22 protein-coding genes are annotated in these 23066 nt (G+C 64.9%); 3 read left to right on the top strand and 19 right to left on the bottom strand.

The window, feature by feature from the left end; all coding sequences use genetic code 11:
• Positions 1-280: 280 nt before the first annotated feature.
• The 12 genes from rpmE to rpsB form a co-directional block, all read right to left on the bottom strand.
• Positions 281-511 (bottom strand): 50S ribosomal protein L31, encoded by a 231-nt coding sequence (gene rpmE / locus U1708_RS18750; protein WP_307089185.1) that lies wholly within the window; start codon positions 509-511, stop codon positions 281-283.
• A 104-nt stretch (positions 512-615) separates the two neighbouring features.
• Positions 616-1065 (bottom strand): 3-hydroxyacyl-ACP dehydratase FabZ, encoded by a 450-nt coding sequence (fabZ, locus tag U1708_RS18745; protein ID WP_332747620.1) that lies wholly within the window; start codon positions 1063-1065, stop codon positions 616-618.
• Between the two features lie 75 nt (positions 1066-1140).
• Positions 1141-1806 carry an OmpH family outer membrane protein gene (locus tag U1708_RS18740; RefSeq protein WP_307089183.1) on the bottom strand — a complete coding sequence of 222 codons (666 nt, stop codon included), beginning with the start codon at positions 1804-1806 and terminating at the stop codon, positions 1141-1143.
• Positions 1806-4598, bottom strand: a complete 2793-nt coding sequence (gene bamA, locus U1708_RS18735) for an outer membrane protein assembly factor BamA (protein ID WP_332747618.1) — start codon at positions 4596-4598, stop codon at positions 1806-1808. The genes U1708_RS18740 and bamA overlap by 1 nt, the downstream gene beginning before the upstream one ends.
• Positions 4599-4651: 53 nt before the next feature.
• On the bottom strand, positions 4652-5785 hold the full coding sequence (gene rseP / locus U1708_RS18730; protein ID WP_332747614.1) for an RIP metalloprotease RseP: 1134 nt from the start codon (positions 5783-5785) through the stop codon (positions 4652-4654).
• A gap of 27 nt (positions 5786-5812) precedes the next feature.
• Positions 5813-6967: a 1-deoxy-D-xylulose-5-phosphate reductoisomerase gene (locus U1708_RS18725; protein WP_332747613.1), complete on the bottom strand. Its 1155-nt coding sequence runs from the start codon at positions 6965-6967 to the stop codon at positions 5813-5815.
• Positions 6964-7719, bottom strand: a complete 756-nt coding sequence (locus U1708_RS18720) for a phosphatidate cytidylyltransferase (protein ID WP_332747617.1) — start codon at positions 7717-7719, stop codon at positions 6964-6966. The genes U1708_RS18725 and U1708_RS18720 overlap by 4 nt, the downstream gene beginning before the upstream one ends.
• Before the next feature lie 172 nt (positions 7720-7891).
• Entirely contained in the window at positions 7892-8611 is a 720-nt protein-coding gene (locus tag U1708_RS18715) for an isoprenyl transferase (RefSeq protein WP_332747611.1), read from the bottom strand.
• A 41-nt stretch (positions 8612-8652) separates the two neighbouring features.
• Positions 8653-9210, bottom strand: a complete 558-nt coding sequence (frr, locus tag U1708_RS18710; RefSeq protein WP_332747609.1) for a ribosome recycling factor — start codon at positions 9208-9210, stop codon at positions 8653-8655.
• Between the two features lies 1 nt (position 9211).
• On the bottom strand, positions 9212-9940 hold the full coding sequence (gene pyrH / locus U1708_RS18705) for a UMP kinase (protein ID WP_056066004.1): 729 nt from the start codon (positions 9938-9940) through the stop codon (positions 9212-9214).
• Positions 9941-10329: 389 nt separating this feature from the next.
• Entirely contained in the window at positions 10330-11262 is a 933-nt protein-coding gene (gene tsf, locus U1708_RS18700) for a translation elongation factor Ts (RefSeq protein ID WP_332747606.1), read from the bottom strand.
• Between the two features lie 89 nt (positions 11263-11351).
• Complete coding sequence (gene rpsB / locus U1708_RS18695; protein ID WP_248525206.1) at positions 11352-12206, bottom strand: 30S ribosomal protein S2; 855 nt, start codon at positions 12204-12206, stop codon at positions 11352-11354.
• Between the two features lie 336 nt (positions 12207-12542).
• Between rpsB and U1708_RS18690 the strand changes: the two genes are divergently transcribed.
• Positions 12543-12776: a hypothetical protein gene (locus tag U1708_RS18690; protein ID WP_332747601.1), complete on the top strand. Its 234-nt coding sequence runs from the start codon at positions 12543-12545 to the stop codon at positions 12774-12776.
• On the opposite strand, the gene U1708_RS18685 is transcribed toward U1708_RS18690, so the two are convergent.
• Both U1708_RS18685 and U1708_RS18680 read right to left on the bottom strand, forming a co-directional pair.
• The gene (locus U1708_RS18685) at positions 12715-13575 is read right to left on the bottom strand and encodes a CDP-alcohol phosphatidyltransferase family protein (RefSeq protein WP_443030084.1); all 861 of its coding nucleotides are present in this window, start codon (positions 13573-13575) and stop codon (positions 12715-12717) included. The two genes, U1708_RS18690 and U1708_RS18685, sit on opposite strands and share 62 nt — an antisense overlap.
• A complete protein-coding gene (locus tag U1708_RS18680; RefSeq protein ID WP_332747599.1) occupies positions 13572-14300 on the bottom strand; it encodes a phosphatidylserine decarboxylase in 729 nt (242 codons plus the stop codon). The genes U1708_RS18685 and U1708_RS18680 overlap by 4 nt, the downstream gene beginning before the upstream one ends.
• 188 nt (positions 14301-14488) lie before the next feature.
• Here U1708_RS18680 and U1708_RS18675 point away from each other — a divergent pair, with 188 nt between their 5' ends.
• Complete coding sequence (locus tag U1708_RS18675; protein WP_056055940.1) at positions 14489-15709, top strand: NADP-dependent isocitrate dehydrogenase; 1221 nt, start codon at positions 14489-14491, stop codon at positions 15707-15709.
• A gap of 243 nt (positions 15710-15952) precedes the next feature.
• Positions 15953-17731: a cation:proton antiporter domain-containing protein gene (locus U1708_RS18670; RefSeq protein WP_332747596.1), complete on the top strand. Its 1779-nt coding sequence runs from the start codon at positions 15953-15955 to the stop codon at positions 17729-17731.
• A gap of 304 nt (positions 17732-18035) precedes the next feature.
• Here U1708_RS18670 and rutA read toward each other — a convergent pair whose 3' ends face one another.
• The 5 genes from rutA to U1708_RS18645 form a co-directional block, all read right to left on the bottom strand.
• Entirely contained in the window at positions 18036-19109 is a 1074-nt protein-coding gene (gene rutA / locus U1708_RS18665) for a pyrimidine utilization protein A (RefSeq protein WP_332747592.1), read from the bottom strand.
• 9 nt (positions 19110-19118) lie between these two features.
• Positions 19119-19907 carry a pyrimidine utilization protein D gene (gene rutD / locus U1708_RS18660; protein ID WP_332747591.1) on the bottom strand — a complete coding sequence of 263 codons (789 nt, stop codon included), beginning with the start codon at positions 19905-19907 and terminating at the stop codon, positions 19119-19121.
• Positions 19907-20290, bottom strand: coding sequence for a pyrimidine utilization protein C (rutC, locus tag U1708_RS18655; RefSeq protein ID WP_332747590.1), 384 nt, complete (start codon positions 20288-20290; stop codon positions 19907-19909). The genes rutD and rutC overlap by 1 nt, the downstream gene beginning before the upstream one ends.
• Before the next feature lie 100 nt (positions 20291-20390).
• Positions 20391-21119: a pyrimidine utilization protein B gene (gene rutB / locus U1708_RS18650; protein WP_332747588.1), complete on the bottom strand. Its 729-nt coding sequence runs from the start codon at positions 21117-21119 to the stop codon at positions 20391-20393.
• A gap of 347 nt (positions 21120-21466) precedes the next feature.
• Positions 21467-23059: a long-chain fatty acid--CoA ligase gene (locus U1708_RS18645; protein WP_332747586.1), complete on the bottom strand. Its 1593-nt coding sequence runs from the start codon at positions 23057-23059 to the stop codon at positions 21467-21469.
• Positions 23060-23066: the final 7 nt, after the last annotated feature.

Raw genomic sequence — 23066 nt, 5'->3', positions numbered from 1 at the left:
GGTTTTTTGCGACCGCCGCGGTAACCGTTAAGGCACTCCGCTGCGGTGACACCCCTCTAAGACCACCTCACAGAACCGTCAAACGGTTTTTTACAGTTTCAGGTCAGTTTTCGGAAAGTCACCCGCCAAGGGCTGAGCGGGGCTGAGGCGGTATGGTGCCGTAGCACCTTACCTGGCACTCCAGCGCTCCGCGCCGAACCAGAAATGCAAAAACCGGCGCACGCTGGTCAACGTGCGCCGGTTCTGTATCGCAGTCATCCGGCCATCAGCCGGAATGACGTTACTTGCGGAGCGTGAGACCGCCACCGAAACGCTTGTTGAAGCGCGCGACCTGGCCGCCGGTATCGAGCATCGTGCCACGGCCGCCGGTCCATGCCGGATGCGCGAGCGGATCGATCTCGAGCGTCATCACATCGCCTGCCTTACCCCAAGTGGTACGGGTCTGGTACTTGCTGCCATCCGTCATCTGGACGGTGATCATGTGATAATCGGGGTGCGTATCGGGCTTCATGGGAGGTCTCCGGTAGGTGGCTGGTTCCGACCAGCCTGAAAAGGAAGGCGCGCCCGTACACGGACGCGCCCGAATTTACAAGAATGCGTGCCCTGAGGCTCGCGTCAGGCTTTCGGCGGGTCGGCGATCATCGCCGTGAAGTTCGCCTCGGCCACCAATTGCCCGTCGACCAAAGCGCGGCCGGCGAACTTGCACACCGAGCTACGCTTCTGGACGAACGTCACTTCGAGCTTGAGCAGCACGCCCGGCTCAACCGGCTTGCGGAACTTCGCACCGTCGATCGCCATGAAATAGACGAGCTTGCCCGACCCTGCGAGCCCGAGCGACTCGACGGCGAGGATTCCCGCCGCCTGCGCCATCGCTTCGACGATCAGCACACCCGGCATGATCGGGCGCCCTGGGAAATGCCCCTGGAAGAACTGCTCGTTCATCGACACCGCCTTGATCGCGGTGATCGACGTGTCGAGGATCATATCCTCGACACGGTCGACCAGCAGCAACGGATAGCGATGCGGCAACGCGGCCATGACGCGCCCGATGTCGAGCGGGCCCAAACCCGTCTTGGTAGGGCCGGTTTTAGCCGAACCCGTCTTGGCAGTTTCAGTCACCGACTCGGTCACAGGCCGACCTTAACGACCCTGTGGCGTGCGCGTTGCGGCAGGTGCGCGACCTGCTGCGGCAGGAGCGGCGCCCTGCTGCTGCTGGCCACCCTGCTGGTTCGGCTGCCAGTTCGCCGGCACGGCCGTGCTGACGGTCGGCACGAGACGATCGAGCTCGGTCGTGATCGCGGCGGTGATGTCGGCGGTCGGCTGTGCGAACAGCGCGGCCTCGGGACGCAGCAACAGGCTGACGTTCTTCGCACGAACGGCAGCCGTCACGGCGTCGCTGAGCTTCGCCTGGATCTGCTCGATCGCGTATTGCTGCGCGCGCTGGGCAGGCTGCGTCAGGCGAGCGAGTTCCTGGTTCGCCGCGTTCTCACGCGTCTGGATCGCCTGAGCCTGCGGGCGGAGCGTCGCTTCAGTCGCGCCGGGCGCACGCTGTGCGGTCTGGAACGCGGTGACCAGCGGCTGCAATTCGCGAGCTACGGCCTGGCGACGGGTCTCGGCCTGGTCGAGCTGTGCCTTGTAGGTCGTCTCGATCTGGGCGCGGGCTGCGGTCCAGGCCTTCGAGTTGGCGATCGCACCCTGCGCGTCGGCAACGGCGATGCCCGAAACCTGTGCATCGGCAGCGGTCGCGGTCATGGCGGCAGGCGCGACGAGCGCTGCGGCGAGGAGAAGCGTCTTGAACGTCGTCATCAGAACTGTGTCCCTACGTTGAAAGTAATAAGCTTGGGGTCGTCGCCCTTCTGCGTGAGCAGGGCCTTGGCGAGATCGATACGGAGCGGGCCGAACGGCGAGTTCCAATTCACGCCGATACCGACGGACAGGCGCGGCTTGGCCGAATTTCCGAGGAAGGTTTCCTGGAACGGCGCGGTGCCCGGTACGACCGTGTTGGCCTCGCCGCCGACGCAGTCCGCGCCAGTGGCACCCGGCGTTGCCGAATATCCGGTCTGGCACGTCGTCTGGCGAACCGCCGGCGCGGTCGCCCCTGCCGGCGTATAGACGTTGTTGTACACGATGTTGTTTGCAGCATCCCGCGCCGGAAGCGGCTGATAGACCGGATTACCGTTCTTATCGAGCGTGAAGTCGAACGTCGCTGTCGGCAGCGGCTGCTTGATCCCGAACAGACTGCCGACCTGTGCGTAGATCGAAGGCCGCAAGCCAAGCTCACGTGCACCGGAGCCCAACGGGATCTCGATCTCCGCACGCGCCAGATAATAGGCACGGCCGCCGAGCGCGTCGTCCTGAATCTGATCACGCGACGTCTGTACCGTCTGCGTGCCGTCTGCGTTGTTGATATAGCTCGCACGAAGCACGCGCGGGCCTACGCCTCGAATGTCGAAGCCGCGGAACTGTGGCTCGCCGAGATAGAAGCGGTCCGTGATCCGGATCGGATCGCGTCCAGGGCCGGGGCTCTTCTCGAGCGGATGGATATAGCCACCCTCTGCAATGATCGAGCCGATGAACCCGCTGCCGAGATTGGCGTACTTGGAACCCTCGAGGCGCGTGCGGATATACTTCACGTCGCCGCCCAAACCCGCAAAGTCCTGGCTGAACGAGAAGCGCGAGCCCGCGGTCGGGCGCAGGCGGCTGTTCAACGTGTCGCGGCTGAGCGAGTACCCGACCGACGACGTCCAGCGGTTGCCGATCGCGTCGCAGAGATAGTTACCGGCCTGGAGGCGGTTGCACGTCCCGTCGGCGTTCAGGAACTGGTTGTCGAGGCTGACCTCGTCATACGACAGGCCATACCGAGCGGACAGCGACCAGAATTCGGTGAGCGGTACGCCGGCACGGAGCTGGAAGCCGGTCGAGACCTGCGAATAGTTGGTCTGGCGATCATTGCCATTGAAGCTGAACGAATTGTAATCGCGTCGGAAGATGTCGCCGCCGATCGCGATGTTCTTGTCGAACAGGTAGGGCTCGGTGAAGCCCAGCTCGACCGACTTCGAATAGCTCGAATAGTTCACGCCGGCGCGCAGTTCCTGGCCCTTGCCGCGGAAGTTGCGCTGCGTGATGTTCGCCTGGATGATGAAGCGTTCGAGGCTCGAATAGCCCGCCGACAGCTGGAGCTCGCCGGTCGACTTCTCTTCGAGGTTCGTCTCCAGGATCACGCGATCGGGCGCCGATCCCGGCAGCTGCTTGATCTCCATCTTGTCGGCGAAATAGCCGAGCGAGTTGATGCGATCCTGCGAGCGCTTGACCTGGAAGCTGTTGAACGCATCACCCTCGGCCAGGCGGATCTCGCGCCGCACGACCTTGTCCTGCGTCTGCGTATTGCCGTTGATCTCGATCCGCTCGACATAAGTACGCTTGGCTTCGGCGATGTTGAAATTAATCCCCATCGTCAGCGTTTCGGCGTCCTTCTGGAACTCCGGGTTCACTTCCGTGAACGCATAGCCGAACAGCCCCGCGGTCTGGCTGAGGTTGTCGACCGAATCCTCGACGAGCTTGGCGTTATACCAATCGCCCTTCTTCAGCGGCAGCGAAGCGGCGAGCTTGGTGTTGTCGAAGTCGCGGATCTGGCTGTCGACCGTCACGTCGCCGAACTTGTAGCGCTTACCTTCTTCCACCACGTAGGTGATGATGAAGTCCTTCTTGTCCGGCGTCAGCTCGGCAACGGCGGACGTCACGCGGAAATCAGCATAGCCCTGCGTCAGGTAGAACTGGCGCAGCTTCTGCTGATCGTAGGACAGACGATCCTGATCGTAGCTGGTCGCCGACGACAACAGCCGGAACAGGCGCGACTGCTTGGTCGCCATCTGGCCGCGGATCTGGTCGTCGGAGAACACCTCGTTGCCAAGGATGTTGATCTGGCGGACCTTCGACTTCGGGCCTTCGCTGACTTCGAACACCACGTCGACGCGGTTCTGGTCGAGATTGACCATCTTCGGGTCGATCACCGCGGCGAAGCGGCCCTGGCGACGATACAGCTCGATGATCCGCGCGATATCCTGGCGGACCGCGGTGCGCGTGAAGATCTGGCGCGGCGCGAGCTTGATCTCTTTCGTGATCTTGTCGCTTTTCAGCGCCTTGTTGCCCTCGATGATCACGCGGTTGATGATCGGGTTCTCACGTACGCGCAGCACGATGTTGCCGGTCTCGACGCCCGCGATCGAGTAATCCGCGAACAGGTCGCTGGCCTGGAGGTCCTTCAGCGCCTGATCAAGCGTCTCCGCGGTGTACGGGATGCCGACGCGCAGCTTGGTATAGCTGAGCACCGTCTCGCCTTCGATGCGCTGCGATCCCTCGACGCGCAAAGTCTTTATCGTTCGCACGGATACGGGTGCGCCGACGGGCGTTACTACAGGCGGAGCGACTCGCGTCGCACCGTTCCGCGCCGCCGCCCCGGTGGGCGCGGCAGCAGGCCCAGTAGAAGGCGGGGCGGCGGGTGCCGTCTGCGCGAACGCGGGGACGCCCGACAGGATCGTTCCTGCAAGCAGCAGGGCGCCCTTACGCGCGAAATCGTAACCGTTGATCGCTGTCACCAAACCCACCTTAAAAACGTGCACATACAAGGCGCGCCCGCCCTGCCCTATCGTGGTCAGCCGATCAAGCCGGCCAAATTCTTCCAGAGCCCGAAATTACCGAGATCGTTGAAGGTCACGAGCAGCATCAGCGCGAGGATCGCGGCGAGGCCACCGCGGAACGCCCATTCCTGAACCTGCGGCTCGACCGGGCGCCTGCGCACCGCCTCGATCGCATAAAAGAACAGGTGACCGCCATCCAGCATCGGCACTGGCAGCAGGTTGATGAACCCCAGATTGATCGAAACCAGCGCGATCAGGAACACATAGGCGTCGAGCCCGAGCGACATCTGCTCGCCCGACACCTTAGCGATGCTGAGCGGCCCGCCGAGTTCCTTCACCGAGCGGCGCCCGGTGATGACCTGCCCCAGCGTCTCGACCATCATCGAGACGATCTGTCCGGTGCGCTTCACCGCGACGACCGGCGCCTCGAACAGGCTGACGGGGACGATGACGGGCTTGCTGCCGGCGATGCCGAGGCGACCGATTCGATATTCGTTGCCGAAGCGATCCCGCTGGAGTTCGGTACCGATAACGAGATCGCGCGAAAGCGGCTGGTCACCACGGATCGCGTCGATCCGGGTCCGCTCGCCGGCGCGAATTCGGGCATAGCGCGCCATGTCGTCGAACGTCTCGACCGACCGGCCGCCGATACCGGTGATCCGATCGCCAGCTTGGAGGCCCGCCGCGGCAGCCGCGCTGCCGGGGACGGTGCCGCCGACGATCGGCGGCATGCGGATGTCACCGTACGCGAACGCGAAGCCGGCGAGGATCAGGATCGCGACGACGAAGTTCACGACCGGGCCGGCGGCCACAACGATCGCACGCTGCCATACCGGCTTGGACTGGAAGGTACGCTGGCGTTCTTCGGCGGGGAGCGACAGCCATTCCGCGGAGGGCTGGCTGGCCGGATTCATGTCGCCGGCGAACTTCACGTAGCCGCCGAGCGGCAGCCAGCCAAACTTCCACCGCGTGCCACGCTTGTCGGTGAAGCCTGCGATCTCACGTCCGAAACCGACCGCGAAGGCATCCGCCTTGATCCCGAAATAGCGCCCGGCGAGGTAATGTCCCATCTCGTGTATGAACACGAGGGGCCCGATCACCGCAGCGAACGACAGGACGGTCAGCAGGATACCGGGAGTTTCGATCAAACCGCGTAATCCTTCAATGGCCGGCCTTCACCGACTGGCCTTCACACGCTCGCCCGCCAAGACCCGCGCTTCCGCGTCGATCGCCAGTACGGCATCGACGCTGTCCGGCGCGGCCGGGTCATAACATGATAATGTATGTTCGACGATTGCGGCAATTTCGAGGAAGCCGATACGCCGTTGCAGGAAAGCCTCGACCGCTACCTCGTTGGCGGCGTTGAGAATTGCCGGTCGCGCGCCGCCTGCATCAAGCGCCTCGCGCGCCAGTCGCAGTGCGGGGAAGCGAACCGGGTCGGGGGCCTCGAACTCGAGTCGGCCGATCGCGACCAGATCGAGCGGGGCCATCGGCGTCGCCATCCGGTCCGGCCACGCCAGCGTATGCGCGATCGGCGTCCGCATGTCGGGGGGGCCGAGCTGCGCGAGAACCGATCCGTCGACATAATCGACGAGGCTGTGGACCACAGATTGCGGATGGATGACGATCTCGATCCGGTCATGCGCGATCGGGAACAGCCGCGCAGCCTCGATCAGTTCGAGACCCTTGTTCATGCAGGTCGCCGAATCGACCGAGATCTTCGCACCCATCGACCAGTTTGGATGCTTGACCGCCTGTTCGAGCGTAACGCCGCGCATCTGCTCGGTCGTCCAGTCGCGGAACGGTCCGCCGCTGCACGTGAGGATGATCCGCCGCACGCGCTCGGGCCGAGTAGCGTCGAAGCACTGGAAGATAGCATTGTGCTCGGAATCGGCAGGCAGCAGCGTCGCGCCGGTCCGTTTGGCCGCGGCGAGGATGACGTCGCCGGCGGAGACCAGCGGCTCCTTGTTGGCGATCACGACGGTGCCGCCCTGCTTGATGGCGGCCATCACCGGCTTCAGGCCCGCGCAGCCGACGATCGCGCCCATCGTCCAGTCGGCGCCCGATGACGCTGCCTCGGCGATAGCCTCGGAGCCACCGCCTGCGCGAATGCCCGTACCGGTCAGTGCCTCATGGAGTTCGGGAAGACAGCCCTCGTCCGCCACCACTGCGAACTCCGCCTTGGTCCGGATCGCGGCGGCGACGAGCTTGGCGACGTCGCAGTTCGCGGTCAGCGCTACAACGCGGAAGCGGTCGGGTTCACGCTCGATCAGGTCGAGCGTCGAGGTGCCGACCGAACCGGTGGCGCCCAAAATCGTGACGGTCTTCATGCGTAGAGATGCGGCAGGATGACGAGGAACGCCGCGACCGGGGCGACCGGGACGAGGCCATCGAGGCGATCCATCACGCCGCCATGTCCGGGCAGGATGTTGCCGCTGTCCTTCACGCCTGCCATTCTCTTCAACCAACTCTCGTAAAGGTCGCCCATCTGCGCGAGGACGGCGAGCACCGGCGTCGCCAGCGTCATCCGCATCGGCAGGCCGTATTGCGTGTGGAGCACCGCCGCGACCGCGCTCGCCAGCACGACGCCACCGATCAGCCCCGACCACGTCTTGTTCGGACTGATCACCGGCGCGAGCTTGGGCCCGCCCAGCGTCCGCCCGGTGAAGAACGCACCTATATCGCAGGCCCACACCAGCGACAGCGCCCATAGCGTGTAGAGAATACCCTCGTCCTGACGCCGGATGATCATCAGCGCGAGCACGGGGAGACCGCAATAGACGATGCCGAGCGCCAGCTTGGGTTTGCGCGTCGTGATGACGACGAAGAACGCCGCGCCCGCGAGCAGCCCCAGCGTGAAGAAATCATGGATAACGAGGATCAGCGACGCGGGCGCCATCAGCGCGAGCGGCACCGACAGCGCGAACTGAGTCATCCGCTTGGTCTTGGCGTCGACTCCCTGGAGCATCGACCATTCCGCCATCATGAACAGCGCCGCGAGGATACCGAGCAGCCAAAACGCGATCCCGCCGAGCGTCAGCGCGATACTGGCGACAACGATCATCGCGACGCTGGCGATCATCCGGAGTTTTAGGTTGGACGGGGTTCGCAGCACCTGGTCGGGGGCGTTCGCTGGGTCTGGCAGGGTCGTCACGAAGCCATCCCATTATAATAGCAGCAGTTCGGGAGTGCAGGGTTACGCACGCTGGCGTCCCTGGCTCCCGGGCCCCCGCGTTTGCGAGGGAACAGAAGGATCACAGGCCACCGTAGCGGCGCTGGCGCTGACCGAACGCGGCGACCGCATCGGCGAGCGCGGCGGCGTCGAAATCGGGCCAGAGCGTGTCAACGAACAGCAGCTCCGCATAGGCCGCCTGCCACAACAGGAAGTTCGACAGGCGTTGTTCGCCCGAGGTGCGGATCATCAGGTCGAGCGGCGGAAGGTCGTGTGTGTCGAGTTCGGCTTCGATCGTGCTGACGTCGATGCTGGCGGGATCGAGCGCGCCGTCACGGGCGCGCTCCGCGAGGCGGCGTGCCGCGCCCACCAGTTCGGCATGCGCGCCGTAGTTGAGCGCGATCGCGAGAATCGGACCGGTATTGTTCGCGGTCCGCGCGATCGCGTCGTCGACCATCGCCACAAGATCGGGCGAAAAGCTGTGGTAATCGCCGATCACGCGCAGCCGGACGTTCTCGCGTGCGAGTTCGTCGAGGTCGCTGCGGATGAAATGGCGGAGCAACCCCATCAGGTCGCTGACTTCCTCGGCTGGGCGGCGCCAATTCTCCGACGAAAAGGCGTAGAGCGTCAGCGCCTCGATCCCCATCGCACGCGCGGCCCGCGTCACTTTGCGCACGGCTTCGACGCCGGCCTTGTGCCCGGCGAAGCGCGGCAGGAACCGCTTCTTCGCCCAGCGGCCATTGCCGTCCATGATGATCGCGACGTGACGCGGCACGGCGCCGCCCACGGGAACGGCGCCCACGGGAACAGCGGCGAGCGGCGCGGCCGAGGAGGCCTGCAACCTCACTTGCCCAGGATTTCCTTTTCCTTGGCGGTTGCGGCCGCATCGAGTTCGGCGATAATGCCGTCGGTCAGCTTCTGCACTTCGATCTCGTGACGCTTGCGCTCGTCCTCGCTGAACACGCCCTTCTTCTCGTCGACCTTGAGCGAATCCATCCCGTCGCGGCGCACGTTACGGACCGCGATGCGCGCCTTCTCCGCGTATTGGCCCGCGAGCTTGGCGAGTTCCTTGCGGCGCTCCTCGGTCAGATCGGGGATCGGCAGGCGCAGAGTCTGGCCGTCGACGATCGGGTTGAGGCCGAGCCCCGCAGACCGGATCGCCTTGTCGGTCGGGCCGACGTTCGACTTGTCCCAGACCTGCACCGACAGCATGCGCGGTTCGGGCGCCGACACGGTCGCGACCTGGTTCAGCGGCATCGACGAACCGTACACCGTCACCATCACAGGATCGAGCAACGCGGTCGACGCGCGGCCGGTGCGCAGGCCAGCGAGATCGCTCTTCAGTGCCTCGACGGCACCCGCCATGCGGCGCTCGAGGTCGGTCTTGTCGTATGCGGCCATCTTAAAGCTCCTGCTCGTTCTGGACGATCGTCGACACGCCATCACCCGCCAACACCGCGGCGAGATTGCCGGGTTCGCGGATGTTGAAGACGACGATCGGGATATTGTTGTCGCGGCACAGCGCGATCGCGCTCGCGTCCATGACCTTGAGGTCGTCGGACAGCACGCGGCTGTACGTGACCGTTTCGTAGCGCACCGCGTCGGGGTGCGTCTTCGGGTCGGCGTTGTAGACGCCGTCGACCGAGGTGCCCTTGAACAGCGCGTCGCACTTCATCTCGGCGGCACGCAGCGCGGCGCCAGAATCGGTGGTGAAATAGGGGCTGCCGACGCCTGCCGCGAAGATCACGACGCGGCCCTTTTCGAGGTGACGTTCGGCACGGCGGCGAATGAACGGCTCGCACACCGACGCCATTGGGATGGCCGACTGGACGCGTGTGTCGACGCCGATCTGCTCGAGCGCGTTCTGCACGGCGAGCGCGTTCATGACGGTCGCGAGCATGCCCATGTAATCGCCGGTCGCCCGGTCCATGCCGCGAGCGGCCCCAGCCATGCCGCGGAAGATGTTGCCACCACCAACGACGATGCAGATCTCGTAGCCCTTGGCTTTGATGTCGGCGATCTCCTGCGCGACGCGCGCGGTGACGGTCGGATCGATCGACAGGCCGGACGGTCCCATCAGGACTTCGCCCGACAGTTTCAGCAGGATACGGTTGTAGCGCGGAGGCGTCATAAATCTCGAATTGTGATTGGCGGGGCGGCGCGGACCTTAGGCGGGGGGCGATTTCCACACAACCCGGTCCCGCCGGGGTATTCCTTCCTCTCGGCGGAGGGGCACGGCCAATTCCTGTCCCATTGGGAGTGGGGGCCAGCGTTTGCATGCCGGAAAAGTGAGCGTGACGGAAAGGTTTACCCCTTGCCCTCACCCCGCGCTTGCTGCGCAAGCTAGCCCCTCTCCCCGAAGGGAGAGGGGTAGTTGGTCCTTCTCCCCTTGGGGAGAAGGTGGCCCGGCAGGGCCGGATGAGGGGCGGTGAGGTTCGAGACCTCGCCACTCCCCTCACCCTTCCCACCGCAAGCGGCGGGCCCCTTCCCTCTCCCCGGAGGGGCGAGGGAAGAGTAGGCTTACGCCTGCGGAACGCCCGATGCGGCAGCGACTTCGGCTGCGAAGTCGGACTGTTCCTTCTCGATGCCCTCACCCAGCTGGAAGCGGACATAGTCCACCAGCTTGATCTCGGCGCCCGCATCCTTGCCGGCCTTGGCGACGACGTCGGAGATCTTGGTCTTGCCGTCCATCACGAACAGCTGGCTGACCAGAGCATGCTCCTTGCGGTACTTGGCGATACCGCCCTCGACCATCTTAGCGATGATGTCGGCAGGCTTGCCGGACTCGGCGGCCTTCTCGGTCGCGATCGCGCGCTCACGCTCGATCTCGGACTCGTCGAGATCGGCTTCGTTCAGCGCCTTCGGGAACGCCGCTGCGATGTGCATCGCGAGCTGCTTGCCGAGCGCCTGGAGAACCTCGTCCGAAGCCTCCGACTCAAGCGCGACGAGAACGCCGATCTTGCCGAGGCCGGGTGCCGCCTGGTTGTGGATGTAGGGCACGACCGCACCCTTGCTGACTTCCAGCGTGCGCGAGCGGCGCAGCGACTGGTTCTCGCCGATCGTCGCGACGTTGTTCGTCAGGACTTCCTCGACGGTCTTGCCCGATGGCATCGCCTGCGACTTCAGCGCCTCGATGTCGCCACCGGTCGCCAGCGCGATCTGCGTCACGTCACGGACGAACGACTGGAACTGGTCGTTCTTCGCGACGAAATCGGTCTCGGAGTTGACTTCGACCGCTGCACCCTTGGTGCCCGACACGGCGACGCCGACGAGACCCTCGGCCGCGGTACGGCTGGACTTCTTGGCGGCGGCTGCGAGCCCCTTGGTGCGCAGCCAATCCATCGCCTGCTCCATGTCGCCGGCGTTCTCGCTCAGCGCCTTCTTGCAATCCATCATGCCCGCGCCGCTCTTCTCGCGCAGATCCTTGACCATTGCTGCCGTGATATCGGCCATGTCTCTAATCCTTTTTAGGTCTGAATATGGTTGCGGGCGAGGCAGAGCTTTCGCCCTACCCCGCCCGCATGACGGTTCGGCGACGACGCTTATGCGTCGATCTGGCGCTCACCCTCGGCTGCGAATTCTGCAGCGGTATCGGCATTCGCGGTCGCCTGCGCCGTGTCAGCCGTAGCTTCGACGGTCGGCTCTGCGCTCAGTGCCTCTTCCTTCGGCGGCTCGACCATCGCGCCGACGTCGGCACCGGTGCGGCGCTGCTGCTCCTGGCCGCCGCGCGTTGCTGCGATCGCGATCGCCTCGCAGTACAGGCGGATGGCGCGGGCTGCGTCGTCGTTCGCGGGAACCGGGAAGGCGATGCCGTCCGGCGACACGTTCGAATCGAGGATCGCGACGACGGGAATACCCAGCGTGTTCGCTTCCTTGATCGCCAGCTCTTCCTTGTTCGCGTCGATCACGAACATCACGTCGGGGATGCCGCCCATGTCGCGGATGCCGCCGAGCGAAAGCTCGAGCTTGTCCTTCTCGCGGGTGAGCTGAAGGACTTCCTTCTTGGTCAGGCCGACGGTGTCGCCCGACAGCATTTCCTCGAGCGTCTTCAGACGCTTGATCGAACCCGAGATGGTCTTCCAGTTAGTGAGCATGCCGCCCAACCAGCGATGGTTGACGAAGTGCTGGCCCGAGCGACGCGCTGCGTCCGCGACGGGCTCCTGCGCCTGGCGCTTGGTGCCGACGAACAGGACCTTGCCACCACCGGCAACGGCCGACGAGACGAATTCCAGCGCGCGCGCGAACAGCGGCACGGTCTGCGAAAGGTCGAGGATGTGCACGCCGTTACGATCACCGAAGATGTAAGGCTTCATCTTGGGGTTCCACCGATGAGTCTGGTGGCCGAAATGCGCGCCCGTTTCGATGAGCTGCTGCATGGAGACGACTGGAGCCGCCATAGGGATATATCCTTCCGGTTGTGCCTCTGGGAAGCGGATGACGTCGTGGCCGAATGACCGTGACGCACCGGGCTATGATGCCTCCCATGCGGGGTTAGAGGCGCGGCCCTTAGCGTGGCTTTATGGGAAAAGCAATCGCACGCGGCGCGCTTGACGACGGCTTGACATGGGGAACGCAATGAGAACATAAAGGGTTCAGAGGGGAACAGATGTTCGACTCGGCGCAGAATCACCCCGGTATGGCGGGATTCAAAATGCGACGAACGGAACGATGTTTCTGACCAAGTGTTTGCGGACATTAAGGATTTGTTCGCAACTCATAGGAAGGCGGACGTGATGTTGGTTCTGAGCTTCATGGTATTTGCTGGTGCATTCGCCGTTGCCGGCATGGTGATCGTCTCGTCGATCGCGCCGCAATGGGACCGCATCGTCCGCCTCGCGATGGGCAACGTCGAACCCGCGTTCCAGCCGCTCCGCACACTGGCCGTTGCGGAGCGCCGGATCGCGGTCAGGCGCTGGGCTTCGATGTCGGCTCCGGCACCCGCCCGCCGTTGGAACGCTGCCGCCTGATCTTGCTGTAACTTGCGATGCTGAACGGCATCGAGATCAGGTACAGTACGCAAATTATGCTGAGCGTATGCCACGGGGCACTCACGATCGCGGCACCTAACAATACGACGAGTGCGATGGCCTCGAACCGGATGTTGCTGCGGAGCTTGACCGAACTCCACGAGTAGGTTGCGATACTCGACACCATCAGGAGTGCGACGAACGCGACCCACGGCGCCACGAAGTATGGCGCTGCGAAGGTCGGTTCGTCGGTCCAGAACCAGAAGAACATCGGCATCAACGCCAAGCCTGCGCCGGCGGGGGCCGGAACCCCCGTTAGGAAGCCGGCTGATTTGTGAGGCTGATGGCTTTCGTCGATCTTGGCATTGAAGCGTGCGAGACGTAGCGCACAGAACACCGCGAAGATCAGCGAGCAGATCCAGCCGACTCGCGGCAACGCGGTCAGCGACCAGAGATAGACGATCAAGGCGGGGGCGACGCCGAACGAGATGGCATCGGACAGCGAGTCGAGCTCTGCGCCAAATCGGCTCTCGCCGTGCAGCATGCGCGCGATCCGACCATCGAGTCCGTCGAGCACGCCCGCGACCATGATCATCGCGACGGCGCTTTCCCACTGTCCGCCGATCGCGAACCGCACGCCACTCAGGCCGGAGCACAACGCAAGCGCGGTCACCGCGTTGGGCGCTACCGCCCGCAAGGGAAGTCCGCGCGGTGCACGACGGGTGCGGCCGAACCGCCCCTGGCCACGTGCGTCAGTCGAACCGTTCGAACCGTCGTCGATCTCGTCGCGATTTGTCACTGGGCGATGCCTCCGACCGGAACGCCGCCGACGCGGCCGAGAACGGTCTCGCCAGCGATGCTGCGCTGACCGAGACAGACTTGCGGTACGACATGATCGGGCAGGTACACGTCGACGCGGCTGCCGAACCGGATGAGACCGATGCGCTGGCCGGCCGCGACCATGTCACCGGTCTTCACGAAACCGAGGATACGACGTGCGACCAGGCCAGCGATTTGGGTGAAGCCGATTCGCATGCCGTGGCGATCTTCAACGACGAAATGCTGGCGCTCGTTCTCGTCGCTGGCCTTGTCGAGGTCGGCGTTGAGGAACTTGCCGGAGATATAGACGACCTGCCGGATCGTGCCCGCGACCGGCGTGCGGTTGATGTGCACGTCGAACACCGACATGAAGATCGAAACGCGCACCAGCGGCGCATCGCCGAGGCCGTTCACGCCGGCGAGTTCGCGCGGGATCGGGACGCGCTGGATCATCGTGATCAGGCCATCGGCCGGCGCCACGATCAAGCCCTCGCCTTGGGGGGTCGTGCGGACCGGATCGCGGAAGAACGTCGCGACCCAGATCACGACGCCGACCATTGGCCAGAACAGCACATGGCTGACGACGGTCAGCAGCAGCGTGAAGCCAGCCGCGATTGCGACGTATTTGTGGCCTTCCGGATGGACTGCGGGAAATCGCCATTTGACCGTTGAGGTCGTGACGGGCGGCTTGTCGAGCGATGCCATAACCCGCGGGTCTATCCGTGCGGGACGCGCGATACAACGATGAACCGGCTTTTCCTTACAGCACCAGCGGTTGGCTAGCGATTGGGCGATGACAGTCTGGAGGGACAGCCTGGATGCTGCCGGGTGGTTGATCACCGCGGCGCGGTCCCGTAGACGCTCCCCAAACCCCTCCCCCGAAGGACCCGGATATGGCGAAGATCAAGGTTAAGAATCCGATCGTGGAGATCGACGGCGACGAGATGACCCGGATCATCTGGGAATGGATCCGCGAGCGCCTGATCAAGCCGTATCTCGATATCCAGCTCGATTATTACGATCTCGGCGTCGAGCATCGTGACGCGACCGACGATCAGGTCACGATCGACAGCGCGCTCGCCACGCAGAAGCACGGCGTCGCGGTGAAGTGCGCGACGATCACGCCCGACGAGCAGCGCGTGACCGAATTCGGCCTGAAGAAGATGTGGAAGTCGCCCAACGGCACGATCCGCAACATCCTCGGCGGCACCATCTTCCGCGAGCCGATCGTGATCAAGAACGTCCCCCGCCTGATCCCGGGCTGGACGCACCCGATCGTCGTCGGCCGTCACGCATTCGGCGATCAGTACCGCGCGACCGACTATCTGGTCCCCGGCCCCGGCAAGCTGCGCCTCGTCTTCGAAGGCGACGACGGCACGGTCATCGACCGCGAGGTGTTCCAGTTCCCGTCGGCAGGCGTCGCGATGGCGATGTACAACCTCGACGATTCGATCCGCGATTTCGCCCGCGCATCGATGCATTACGGCTTGAACCTGAAATGGCCGGTGTACCTGTCCACCAAGAACACGATCCTCAAGGCCTATGACGGCCGCTTCAAGGACCTGTTCGCCGAGGTGTTCGAGGCCGAGTTCAAGGACAAGTTCAAGGAAGCGGGCATCGTCTACGAGCATCGCCTGATCGACGACATGGTCGCCAGCGCGCTGAAGTGGAACGGCGAGTTCGTCTGGGCCTGCAAGAACTATGATGGCGACGTGCAGTCGGATCAGGTCGCACAGGGCTTCGGGTCGCTCGGCCTGATGACCTCGATCCTGCTGACCCCGGACGGCAAGACCGTCGAGGCCGAGGCGGCGCACGGCACCGTCACGCGCCACTTCCGCATGCACGAGCAGGGCAAGGCGACCTCGACCAACCCGATCGCGTCGATCTTCGCGTGGACCGGTGGCCTTAAGTATCGCGGCAAGTTCGACGACACGCCCGACGTAACGAAGTTCGCCGAGACGCTCGAGCGCGTCTGCGTCCAGACGGTGGAGAACGGCCACATGACCAAGGATCTCGCGATCCTGATCGGCCCGGACCAGCCGTGGATGACGACCGAGCAGTTCTTCGAACAGGTCCGGTCGAACCTCGAGACCGAGATGGCCAACTGGGCCTGAGTTGACGCCCCGCTTCCCTCTAGGGGGGCGGGGCTTTCCATCGTCCACCTACTCCCGTCATCCTGACGAAAGTCAGGACCCAGGGTTACAGACGCTGACGTTTTTGGCTCTGGGTCCTGACTTTCGTCAGGATGACGCGCGCGGGCACGTAGCGAACCACTCCCAGCCGTCCTAGACGTCTTGCCGGCCGTCATACGACACCACGGGTGACAAATCCGTCATGCGTCCCCTAAGGTCGATCGCATGGCATTACGGCTCGACAATCAAGGTTTCAGCGACGCGCTCGTCATTCTCGGCGCGGCCGGGCTCGTCATTCCCGCGTTTGCGCGGTTCCGGGTCAGCCCGGTCATCGGTTTCATCCTGGTCGGCCTGCTGGTCGGCCCCGCGGGTCTGGGCTCGCTCACCGGCTCCGTGCCGTGGCTGTATTACCTGACCATATCCAACCCGGAATCGATCGAGCCGTTCGCGGAGTTCGGCATCATCCTGCTGCTGTTCTCGATCGGGCTGGAACTGTCGTTCAAGCGGTTATGGTCGATGAAGCGACTGGTGTTCGGCACCGGCGCGGCCGAGCTGATCGGCTCGGCGCTGATCATCGGGACGGCGCTCCACTTCATCGGCCAGGAATGGGCCGGCGCGATCGGGCTCGGGTTCGCGCTCGCACTTTCGTCGACTGCGCTCGTCTTGCCGCTGGTCGGCACGACCGGCGCGGTCGGCCGCGGTGCGTTCGCGATGCTGTTGTTCGAGGACCTGGCGCTCGTACCGATCATCTTCGTGCTCGGCGCGCTGGCGCCCACCGCGAGTGCGGACGGCTGGTCGAACATCGCCGGCGTCGCGCTGCGCGGCGGGCTGACCGTGGTCGCCATGTATATCGGCGGGCGTGTCGTCCTACCCCGGCTGTTCGGACAGGCGGCGCGGACCAAGAGTCCCGAACTCTTCCTCGCGGCGTCGCTGCTGGTGGTGATCGTCGCCAGCGTCGCAACCACCGCCGCCGGATTGTCGCCGATCGTTGGCGCGTTGCTGGCGGGGCTGCTGATCGCCGAGACCGAATATCACAGCGAGGTCGAGGTCATCACCGCGCCGTTCAAGGGCCTCGCGCTCGGCGTGTTCCTGATCACGGTCGGCATGAGCCTGGACCTGCGGCTGATCGCGCAGAACTGGCCGTCGCTGCTGCTCGCGGTCAGCGGCGTGGTCGCGACCAAGGCCGTGGTGACGTTCCTGTTCCTCCGCGTCGCCAACTCACGGCGCGGGGTTGCGGCGGAGACGGGGTTGCTGATGGGCAGTCCGTCCGAGACGACGCTGATCGTGCTCGCGACAGCCGCGCAGGCGCAGCTGATCCTGCCGTCGACCGCATCGTTCTGGCAGACGGTCACGGCGATCGGGCTGACGATCACGCCGCTGCTCGCGAAGCTCGGCCACACCGTGTCTCGGCAGTTGGAAAGCCGCTCGATCGCGGACGCGGGCGATGTCGAGATCGACGACGATGGTCCCGGGACGGTCGTCATCGGCTTCGGCCGGGTGGGGCGGATGGTGGCGGACATGCTGGCCGTTCACGGGCAGAAGTACGTCGCGGTCGAGGCAGATATCGATTCGGTCGAGGCCGCGCGGGCCCAAGGGCATCCGGTGCTGTTCGGGGACGTGGCGCGGGCGGAACTGGTCGATCGGCTGAAGCTGCATACTGCCAAGGCGTTGATTTTGACGATGGACGATCCGGTGCTGACCGTGCGGCTGGCGCGGCGAGTGCGGGCGTTGGCGCCGGACTTGCCGATCGTCGCGCGTGCGCGGGATACGGCGCATGCGGCGGAATTGTATCGGGCTGGCGTTACGGATGCGGTGCCGGAGACGCTGGAGAGTTCGTTGCAACTGGCGGAGGCGGTGCTGGTCGATCTTGGGGTGGCGATGGGGCCGGTGATCGCGTCGATCCACGAGAAGCGGGACGAGTTGCGGCAGGAGATCAAGAAGGCCGCGGACATGATCGCTGAGCCGCGGATCCGGCGGGCCAAGCGGACGCCTCGGGTAGCGTAGTCTCCGGTTCAAGCGCCGTTTGTTCTCCCGCGAAGGCGGGAGTCCAGTCTGGGCCCCCGCCTTCGCGGGGGAACAGGTTTCTGAGCGTTCCCGAAGCGCCACCACCCCGGCGGAGGCCGGGGCCCAAGTGGAAAGGTGGTCGTAACGGAGCGCCCCCCATTATCTTCGTTACCGAATTGGGCCCCGGTCTTCGCCGGGGTGGTGCTGGAGTTATGATCGCTTGACCGTGCCCTCGCCCTTCCTTGTCGTCGGATGGGGCGAGGCAAAAGAAGGTTAGGGAGGGTTAGGCCAACGCGCGGTTGCTTCAGCTTGTGCCTACGCCTTGTCGGCTCTTCATAAGTGGTTGTATTCGCTGACCGAAAGCCTCCACACCTTCGAGAAAATCGTCGAAGGTCAGCAACACGCCGCCGGTGTTGGGGACCGCGGCCATCTCGTCGAGCATGCGCGCGACGCTTTCGTACGAGCCGACCAACGTGCCCATGTTGATGTTTACTGCGCCTTCGGGAGCAGCCAACTGGCGGACGTTGGTGTCCTTGTTGTGCGTGTCCTTGGCACCCTGATCGATCAGCCAGGCGATCGCGTCGACGTCGACGCCGGCATTGTAATGCTGCCATTTCGCCATCGCCTCCTCGTCGGTTTCGGCGGCGACGATCATGATCAGGACGAAAATCTGGACGTCACGGCCGGTCTTGGCGGTGGCCGCGGCGAGGCGTTCGTTGTTGAACGCAAAGGCGGTGGGGGTGTTGACGCCCTTGCCGAGACAGAACGCGTAGTCAGCCCATTTCGCCGAGAATGCCAAGCCATCGTCGGACGATCCCGCGCAGATGATCTTCATGTCGCCGGTCGGCTTGGGCCAGACGCGGCAATCCGTCATCTCGTAATAGTCGCCCTTGAAGTCGGACGTGCCATCCTCCCACAGCTCGCGAAGGATGTGCGCGTATTCGTCCAGCATCTTGTAGCGATTGCGGAAATGCTCGTCGCCGGGCCACATCCCCATCTGCGTGTATTCGGGCGGCTGCCAGCCGGTGATGAGGTTCAGCCCGAACCGCCCGTGGCTGATCGAATCGATCGTATTGCAAATCCGCGCGGCGTAGGCGGGCGGGACCAGCAGCGTGGCGCAGGTCGCGTAGATCTTGATCTTCTCGGTGACGGCGGCGAGGCCGGCCATCAGTGTGAAGCTCTCCAGACCGTAATCCCAGAACTCGGTCTTGCCGCCGAAGCCGCGCAGCTTGATCATCGACAGCAGGAAATCGAGGCCGTGCTTCTCGGCGGCCTGCGCAATCGCCTTGTTGAGATCGAAGCTCGGTTTGTACTGCGGCGCGTTTTCGCTGATCAGCCAGCCATTGTTGTTGATGGGAACGAAGACGCCGACCTGCATATGCCGCTCCTATTCGCCGTCGAGCCAGTCGAGCAGCCACATGTTGAAATGCTCCGCGCGCGTCACGTTGCAGGCGTGTGCGCCCGCCGCCATCCGGGCAAACTGCGCGCCGGGGATGCCCGCGGCAAGCTTTTCGGACGCGGACGGCGGCACGAGCATGTCGTCGTCGGAGGCGACCAGCAGCGTCGGCACGCGGATTTCGTCGAGCCGGCCGGCAATGTTGAACCGGCGGACCGCGGCCACGCGCCGTTGGATCATCTCCGCGCCGGGGAAATGCGCGAGCATGTCCTCCTCCTCGTCCTGAAGCCGGTCATGATGGTCGGAAATCCATTGCGGCGGGTAGAGGAACAGCGGTTGCGCGTGGAGATACGCGCGGGGGCCGCTGTCGTTCAGCAACGCGAGTCGCGTGTCGAAACAGCGCGCGGTGTGCGGGTCGAGCTTGGCCCAGCCGTTGATGACGACGAGGCGGTCGAGCCGTTCGGGTGCTGCCAGGGCAAGCGCGAGGCCGATATGGCCGCCGAGTGCGTGGCCTATGAAGGTGCAACGGTCGAGGCCGATCGCGTCCATGAGCGCGACGACGTCGGCGGCCATCGCGTCGACGGTGAGGTCGCCGGGGATGTGGCGGTCGGAGCGGCCGGTGCCGCGGTGGTCGTAGGTGATGACGCGGTGGCCGGCGCCGAGCGCGGCGAGGTTCGGCTGCCAGTAGCTCCCCGAGCCGCCGAGTCCGCTCGACAACAGGATCGCGGGGCCGTCGGGCTGGCCGTGCTCCTCCCAGTAGATGCCGCCCGCGAGCGCCATCAGAAGAGGTGGGCGATGCTGGCGATCTCGACGAGGCACTCGGGCTTCACGAGCTCGGTCTTGATGCAGTAGCGCGCGGGTTTGGGGCCGGGGAAATACTCGGCGTAGACCGCGTTGAAGGCGGCGTAGTCGGCGAGGTCTTTCAGGAAGATGTGGTTGAAGGCGACGTCTTCCAGCGTCGCGCCGGCGGCTTCGAGCGTGGTCTTGATGGTGTCTAGAACGGCCCGCGTTTGGGCGGCGGCGTCGCCGGGGTGGAGGACAATGCCACCTTCGCCGAGCGCCAACACGCCGGAGACGTAGACCGTGTTGCCCGCCTTCGCGCCCGCCGAATAAGGCGCGATCGGAGTGGGGAACTGGGGTGGGTTGATGGCTTCGAACGGCATCTGAGTTCCTTTTACCTCCGTTCGCCCTGAGCGAAGTCGAAGGGCATGGGTGGTGGCGGTGCTTCGACTTCGCTCAGCACGAACGGATGTGGGTGGCCTCTCACGCTGGGAGTTGCCCGAAACTTCCGCAGAAGTCGCCGACCGTGCTGACCCAGCCGAAGAACTTCTCGACATTGTAGACGGTCGCCGCCTGCATCTCGGGCGGGCCAAGGTGATGCGTCGCGTCCTCCAGCATCACACCGAAATATTCGAGGTGGAAGCCGTCGCGCAGCGTGCTCTCGACGCAGACGTTGGTGGCGATGCCGACGAAGACGATGTTGCGGATGCCGCGCGACCGCAGGATGCTGTCGAGTTGCGAATTGAAGAACGCGCTGTAGCGGGTTTTGTGGACGCGGATGTCGCCGGGTTGCGGTTTCAGCGCGTCGACGATCTCGTAGTCCCAGCCGCCGCGCGCGAGGAACTGACCATGGAGTTCGGGGCGCGCGCGCATGGTCTTGAGCGCGTTGGACTTGTGCCAGTTGGGCGAGCCGGGGCCGCCGGCCTCGACATAGTCGGGGTCCCAGCCGTTCTGGAGGAACACGACTGGCATTTTTGCTGCGCGGGCGGTGCCGAGAACCTTGGCGATCCGGGCGATCGTGGCAGCCGCGCCGGCGATGTCGAAGCCGGCCGTATCGACGTAGCCGCCGGGGGAGGCGTAGGCGTTCTGCATGTCGATCACGACGACCGCGGTTTCGGCGGGGTCGAGGCGGAGCGCTTCCGGCCGTGCGGGCAGCGTGACGGCGTTCGCCTCGTTCGCGCCGGTTCGGATGATCGGGGTGGCCACTGTCATGCGCACAAGCTGCCGGATCGTGGGAATTGTGCAAGTGCGAAATGAATTGGGGTGTTGGGGTGGCGCACCTGCACCTCCTGCTAGGCAGACATGTTGTTTCCCCGCGAAGGCGGGGATCCAGACTGGGCTCCCGCCTTCGCGGGAGAACAAGGGGCGTGGGCCGGTGGGCATTTCACGAGTCGATGGGAAATGCGCTCCGTTGTTGCGTGGCGCGCTTTCTCCCCTCCCTGGAAGGGAGGGGTTGGGGGTGGGTCGGTTTCCCCATGCTCGGACGTTCGGGCTCAGGCGGGCCGACCCACCCCCGGCCCCTCCCTTCCAGGGAGGGGGGAAGTAAGACGATGGGGACGTCAGGCGGCGGCTAGTTCGAAATCTTTGAAGCGTTCTCGGAGGGCGGTTTTGAGGAGCTTGCCCGTCGCGGTGTGCGGCAGGTCTTCGACGAAGACGATCGCGTCGGGGAGCCACCATTTGGCGACGTGTTGCGACAGGTGCTCGCGGATCGCGGCCTCACTCACGTCGCTGCCGGGTTTGCGGACGACCAGCAGCAACGGGCGCTCGTCCCATTTGGGATGATGCACGCCGATCGCCGCCGCCTCCGCGACCCCCGGACAGCCGACCGCGGCGTTCTCCAGGTCGACCGAGCTGATCCATTCGCCGCCGGACTTGATGACGTCCTTCGAGCGATCGGTGATCTGCATCGTGCCGTCGGCGTGGAGCATCGCGACGTCGCCGGTGTCGAACCAGCCCTCCGCGTCGACCGCATCCTCGTCGGCGCCGAAATAGCGTTGGACGACCCACGGGCCGCGGACCTGCAACCGGCCGGCGATCGAGCCGTCGCGAGGGAGGACCACGCCTTCGTCGTCGATGATGCGGAGTTCGATGCCGAAGGGGACGCTGCCCTGCTTGGTGACGAGATCGAGCCTCTCGTCGTGCGTCATGTCGTCCCAGTGCGGTGGCGCGAATCCTGCGGTGCCGATCGGCGAGGTCTCGGTCATGCCCCAGAGATGCTTGACGCTGGCCCCCATCGCCATGATCCGGTCGATCATCGCGCGCGGCGCCGCCGAGCCGCCGATCGTGACGAGCTTCAGGTGCGCAGGCGCGTCGCCGGTCGCGTCCATGTGGCCGAACATCGCAAGCCAGACGGTCGGCACGCCGGCGGAGTGCGTCACCTTCTCCTCATTCATCAAGCGGCACAGCACGGCGGGATCGTTGACCGCGGAATAGACGACCTTCGCGCCCGACAGCGCACACGCGAACGGCAGCCCCCAGGCGGCGGCGTGGAACATCGGCACGACCGGCAGCACGACCGCGTTGGGGGAGAGATCGAACACCCAGGGCGCGACCTCGGCCATCGCGTGGATCATCGTCGAGCGGTGCGTGTAGAGCACGCCCTTCGGATTGCCGGTGGTGCCGCTGGTGTAGCAGAGCATGCACGGCTCTCGCTCCGGCCCTTCGACCCACTCGTAATCGCCATCTTCCGCGTCGAGCATGGCCTGGAAACCGTCGGGGCCTAGATCGTCGAAGCAGATGTAGTGACGGATGCTGGTCCACTGGCCGCGGAGGCGATCGACGAGCGGCTGGAACGCCTTGTCGTAGAGCATCACGCGGTCTTCGGCGTGGTTGGCGATGTAGACGAGCTGTTCGTCGAACAGGCGCGGGTTGATCGTGTGGATCACGCCGCCCATCCCGATCGTGCCGTACCAGGCGACGAGGTGATGCGCGTGGTTCATCGCCAGCGTCGCGACCCGGTCGCCGGGCGCTACGCCGAGTTTTTCGAGCGCCTGGGCGAGTTTGCGGGCGTCTCGGGAGATGCCGGCCCAGTTGGTGCGCGTCTCGCGGCCGTCGGCCCAGTAGCTGACGAGTTCCCTCGCGCCGTGTTCGCGCGCCGCGTGGTCTATCAGGCGGGGAACACGAAGCTCGAAATCCTGCATTCCACCCAGCATTCTCGCT

Source organism: Sphingomonas arabinosi (assembly GCF_036663715.1).
Classification (GTDB): domain Bacteria; phylum Pseudomonadota; class Alphaproteobacteria; order Sphingomonadales; family Sphingomonadaceae; genus Sphingomonas.
This window is presented reverse-complemented; position numbering and strand designations above follow the sequence as displayed.

Coding starts and splice junctions, on each gene's coding strand:
- rpmE (WP_307089185.1), bottom strand. CDS start 511: ATGAAGCCCGATACGCACCCCGATTATCACATGATCACCGTCCAGATG.
- U1708_RS18740 (WP_307089183.1), bottom strand. CDS start 1,806: ATGACGACGTTCAAGACGCTTCTCCTCGCCGCAGCGCTCGTCGCGCCT.
- U1708_RS18725 (WP_332747613.1), bottom strand. CDS start 6,967: ATGAAGACCGTCACGATTTTGGGCGCCACCGGTTCGGTCGGCACCTCG.
- U1708_RS18720 (WP_332747617.1), bottom strand. CDS start 7,719: ATGATCGCCAGCGTCGCGATGATCGTTGTCGCCAGTATCGCGCTGACG.
- frr (WP_332747609.1), bottom strand. CDS start 9,210: ATGGCCGCATACGACAAGACCGACCTCGAGCGCCGCATGGCGGGTGCC.
- pyrH (WP_056066004.1), bottom strand. CDS start 9,940: ATGACGCCTCCGCGCTACAACCGTATCCTGCTGAAACTGTCGGGCGAA.
- tsf (WP_332747606.1), bottom strand. CDS start 11,262: ATGGCCGATATCACGGCAGCAATGGTCAAGGATCTGCGCGAGAAGAGC.
- rpsB (WP_248525206.1), bottom strand. CDS start 12,206: ATGGCGGCTCCAGTCGTCTCCATGCAGCAGCTCATCGAAACGGGCGCG.
- U1708_RS18690 (WP_332747601.1), top strand. CDS start 12,543: ATGTTGGTTCTGAGCTTCATGGTATTTGCTGGTGCATTCGCCGTTGCC.
- U1708_RS18680 (WP_332747599.1), bottom strand. CDS start 14,300: ATGGCATCGCTCGACAAGCCGCCCGTCACGACCTCAACGGTCAAATGG.
- U1708_RS18675 (WP_056055940.1), top strand. CDS start 14,489: ATGGCGAAGATCAAGGTTAAGAATCCGATCGTGGAGATCGACGGCGAC.
- U1708_RS18670 (WP_332747596.1), top strand. CDS start 15,953: ATGGCATTACGGCTCGACAATCAAGGTTTCAGCGACGCGCTCGTCATT.
- rutA (WP_332747592.1), bottom strand. CDS start 19,109: ATGCAGGTCGGCGTCTTCGTTCCCATCAACAACAATGGCTGGCTGATC.
- rutD (WP_332747591.1), bottom strand. CDS start 19,907: ATGGCGCTCGCGGGCGGCATCTACTGGGAGGAGCACGGCCAGCCCGAC.
- rutC (WP_332747590.1), bottom strand. CDS start 20,290: ATGCCGTTCGAAGCCATCAACCCACCCCAGTTCCCCACTCCGATCGCG.
- rutB (WP_332747588.1), bottom strand. CDS start 21,119: ATGACAGTGGCCACCCCGATCATCCGAACCGGCGCGAACGAGGCGAAC.
- U1708_RS18645 (WP_332747586.1), bottom strand. CDS start 23,059: ATGCTGGGTGGAATGCAGGATTTCGAGCTTCGTGTTCCCCGCCTGATA.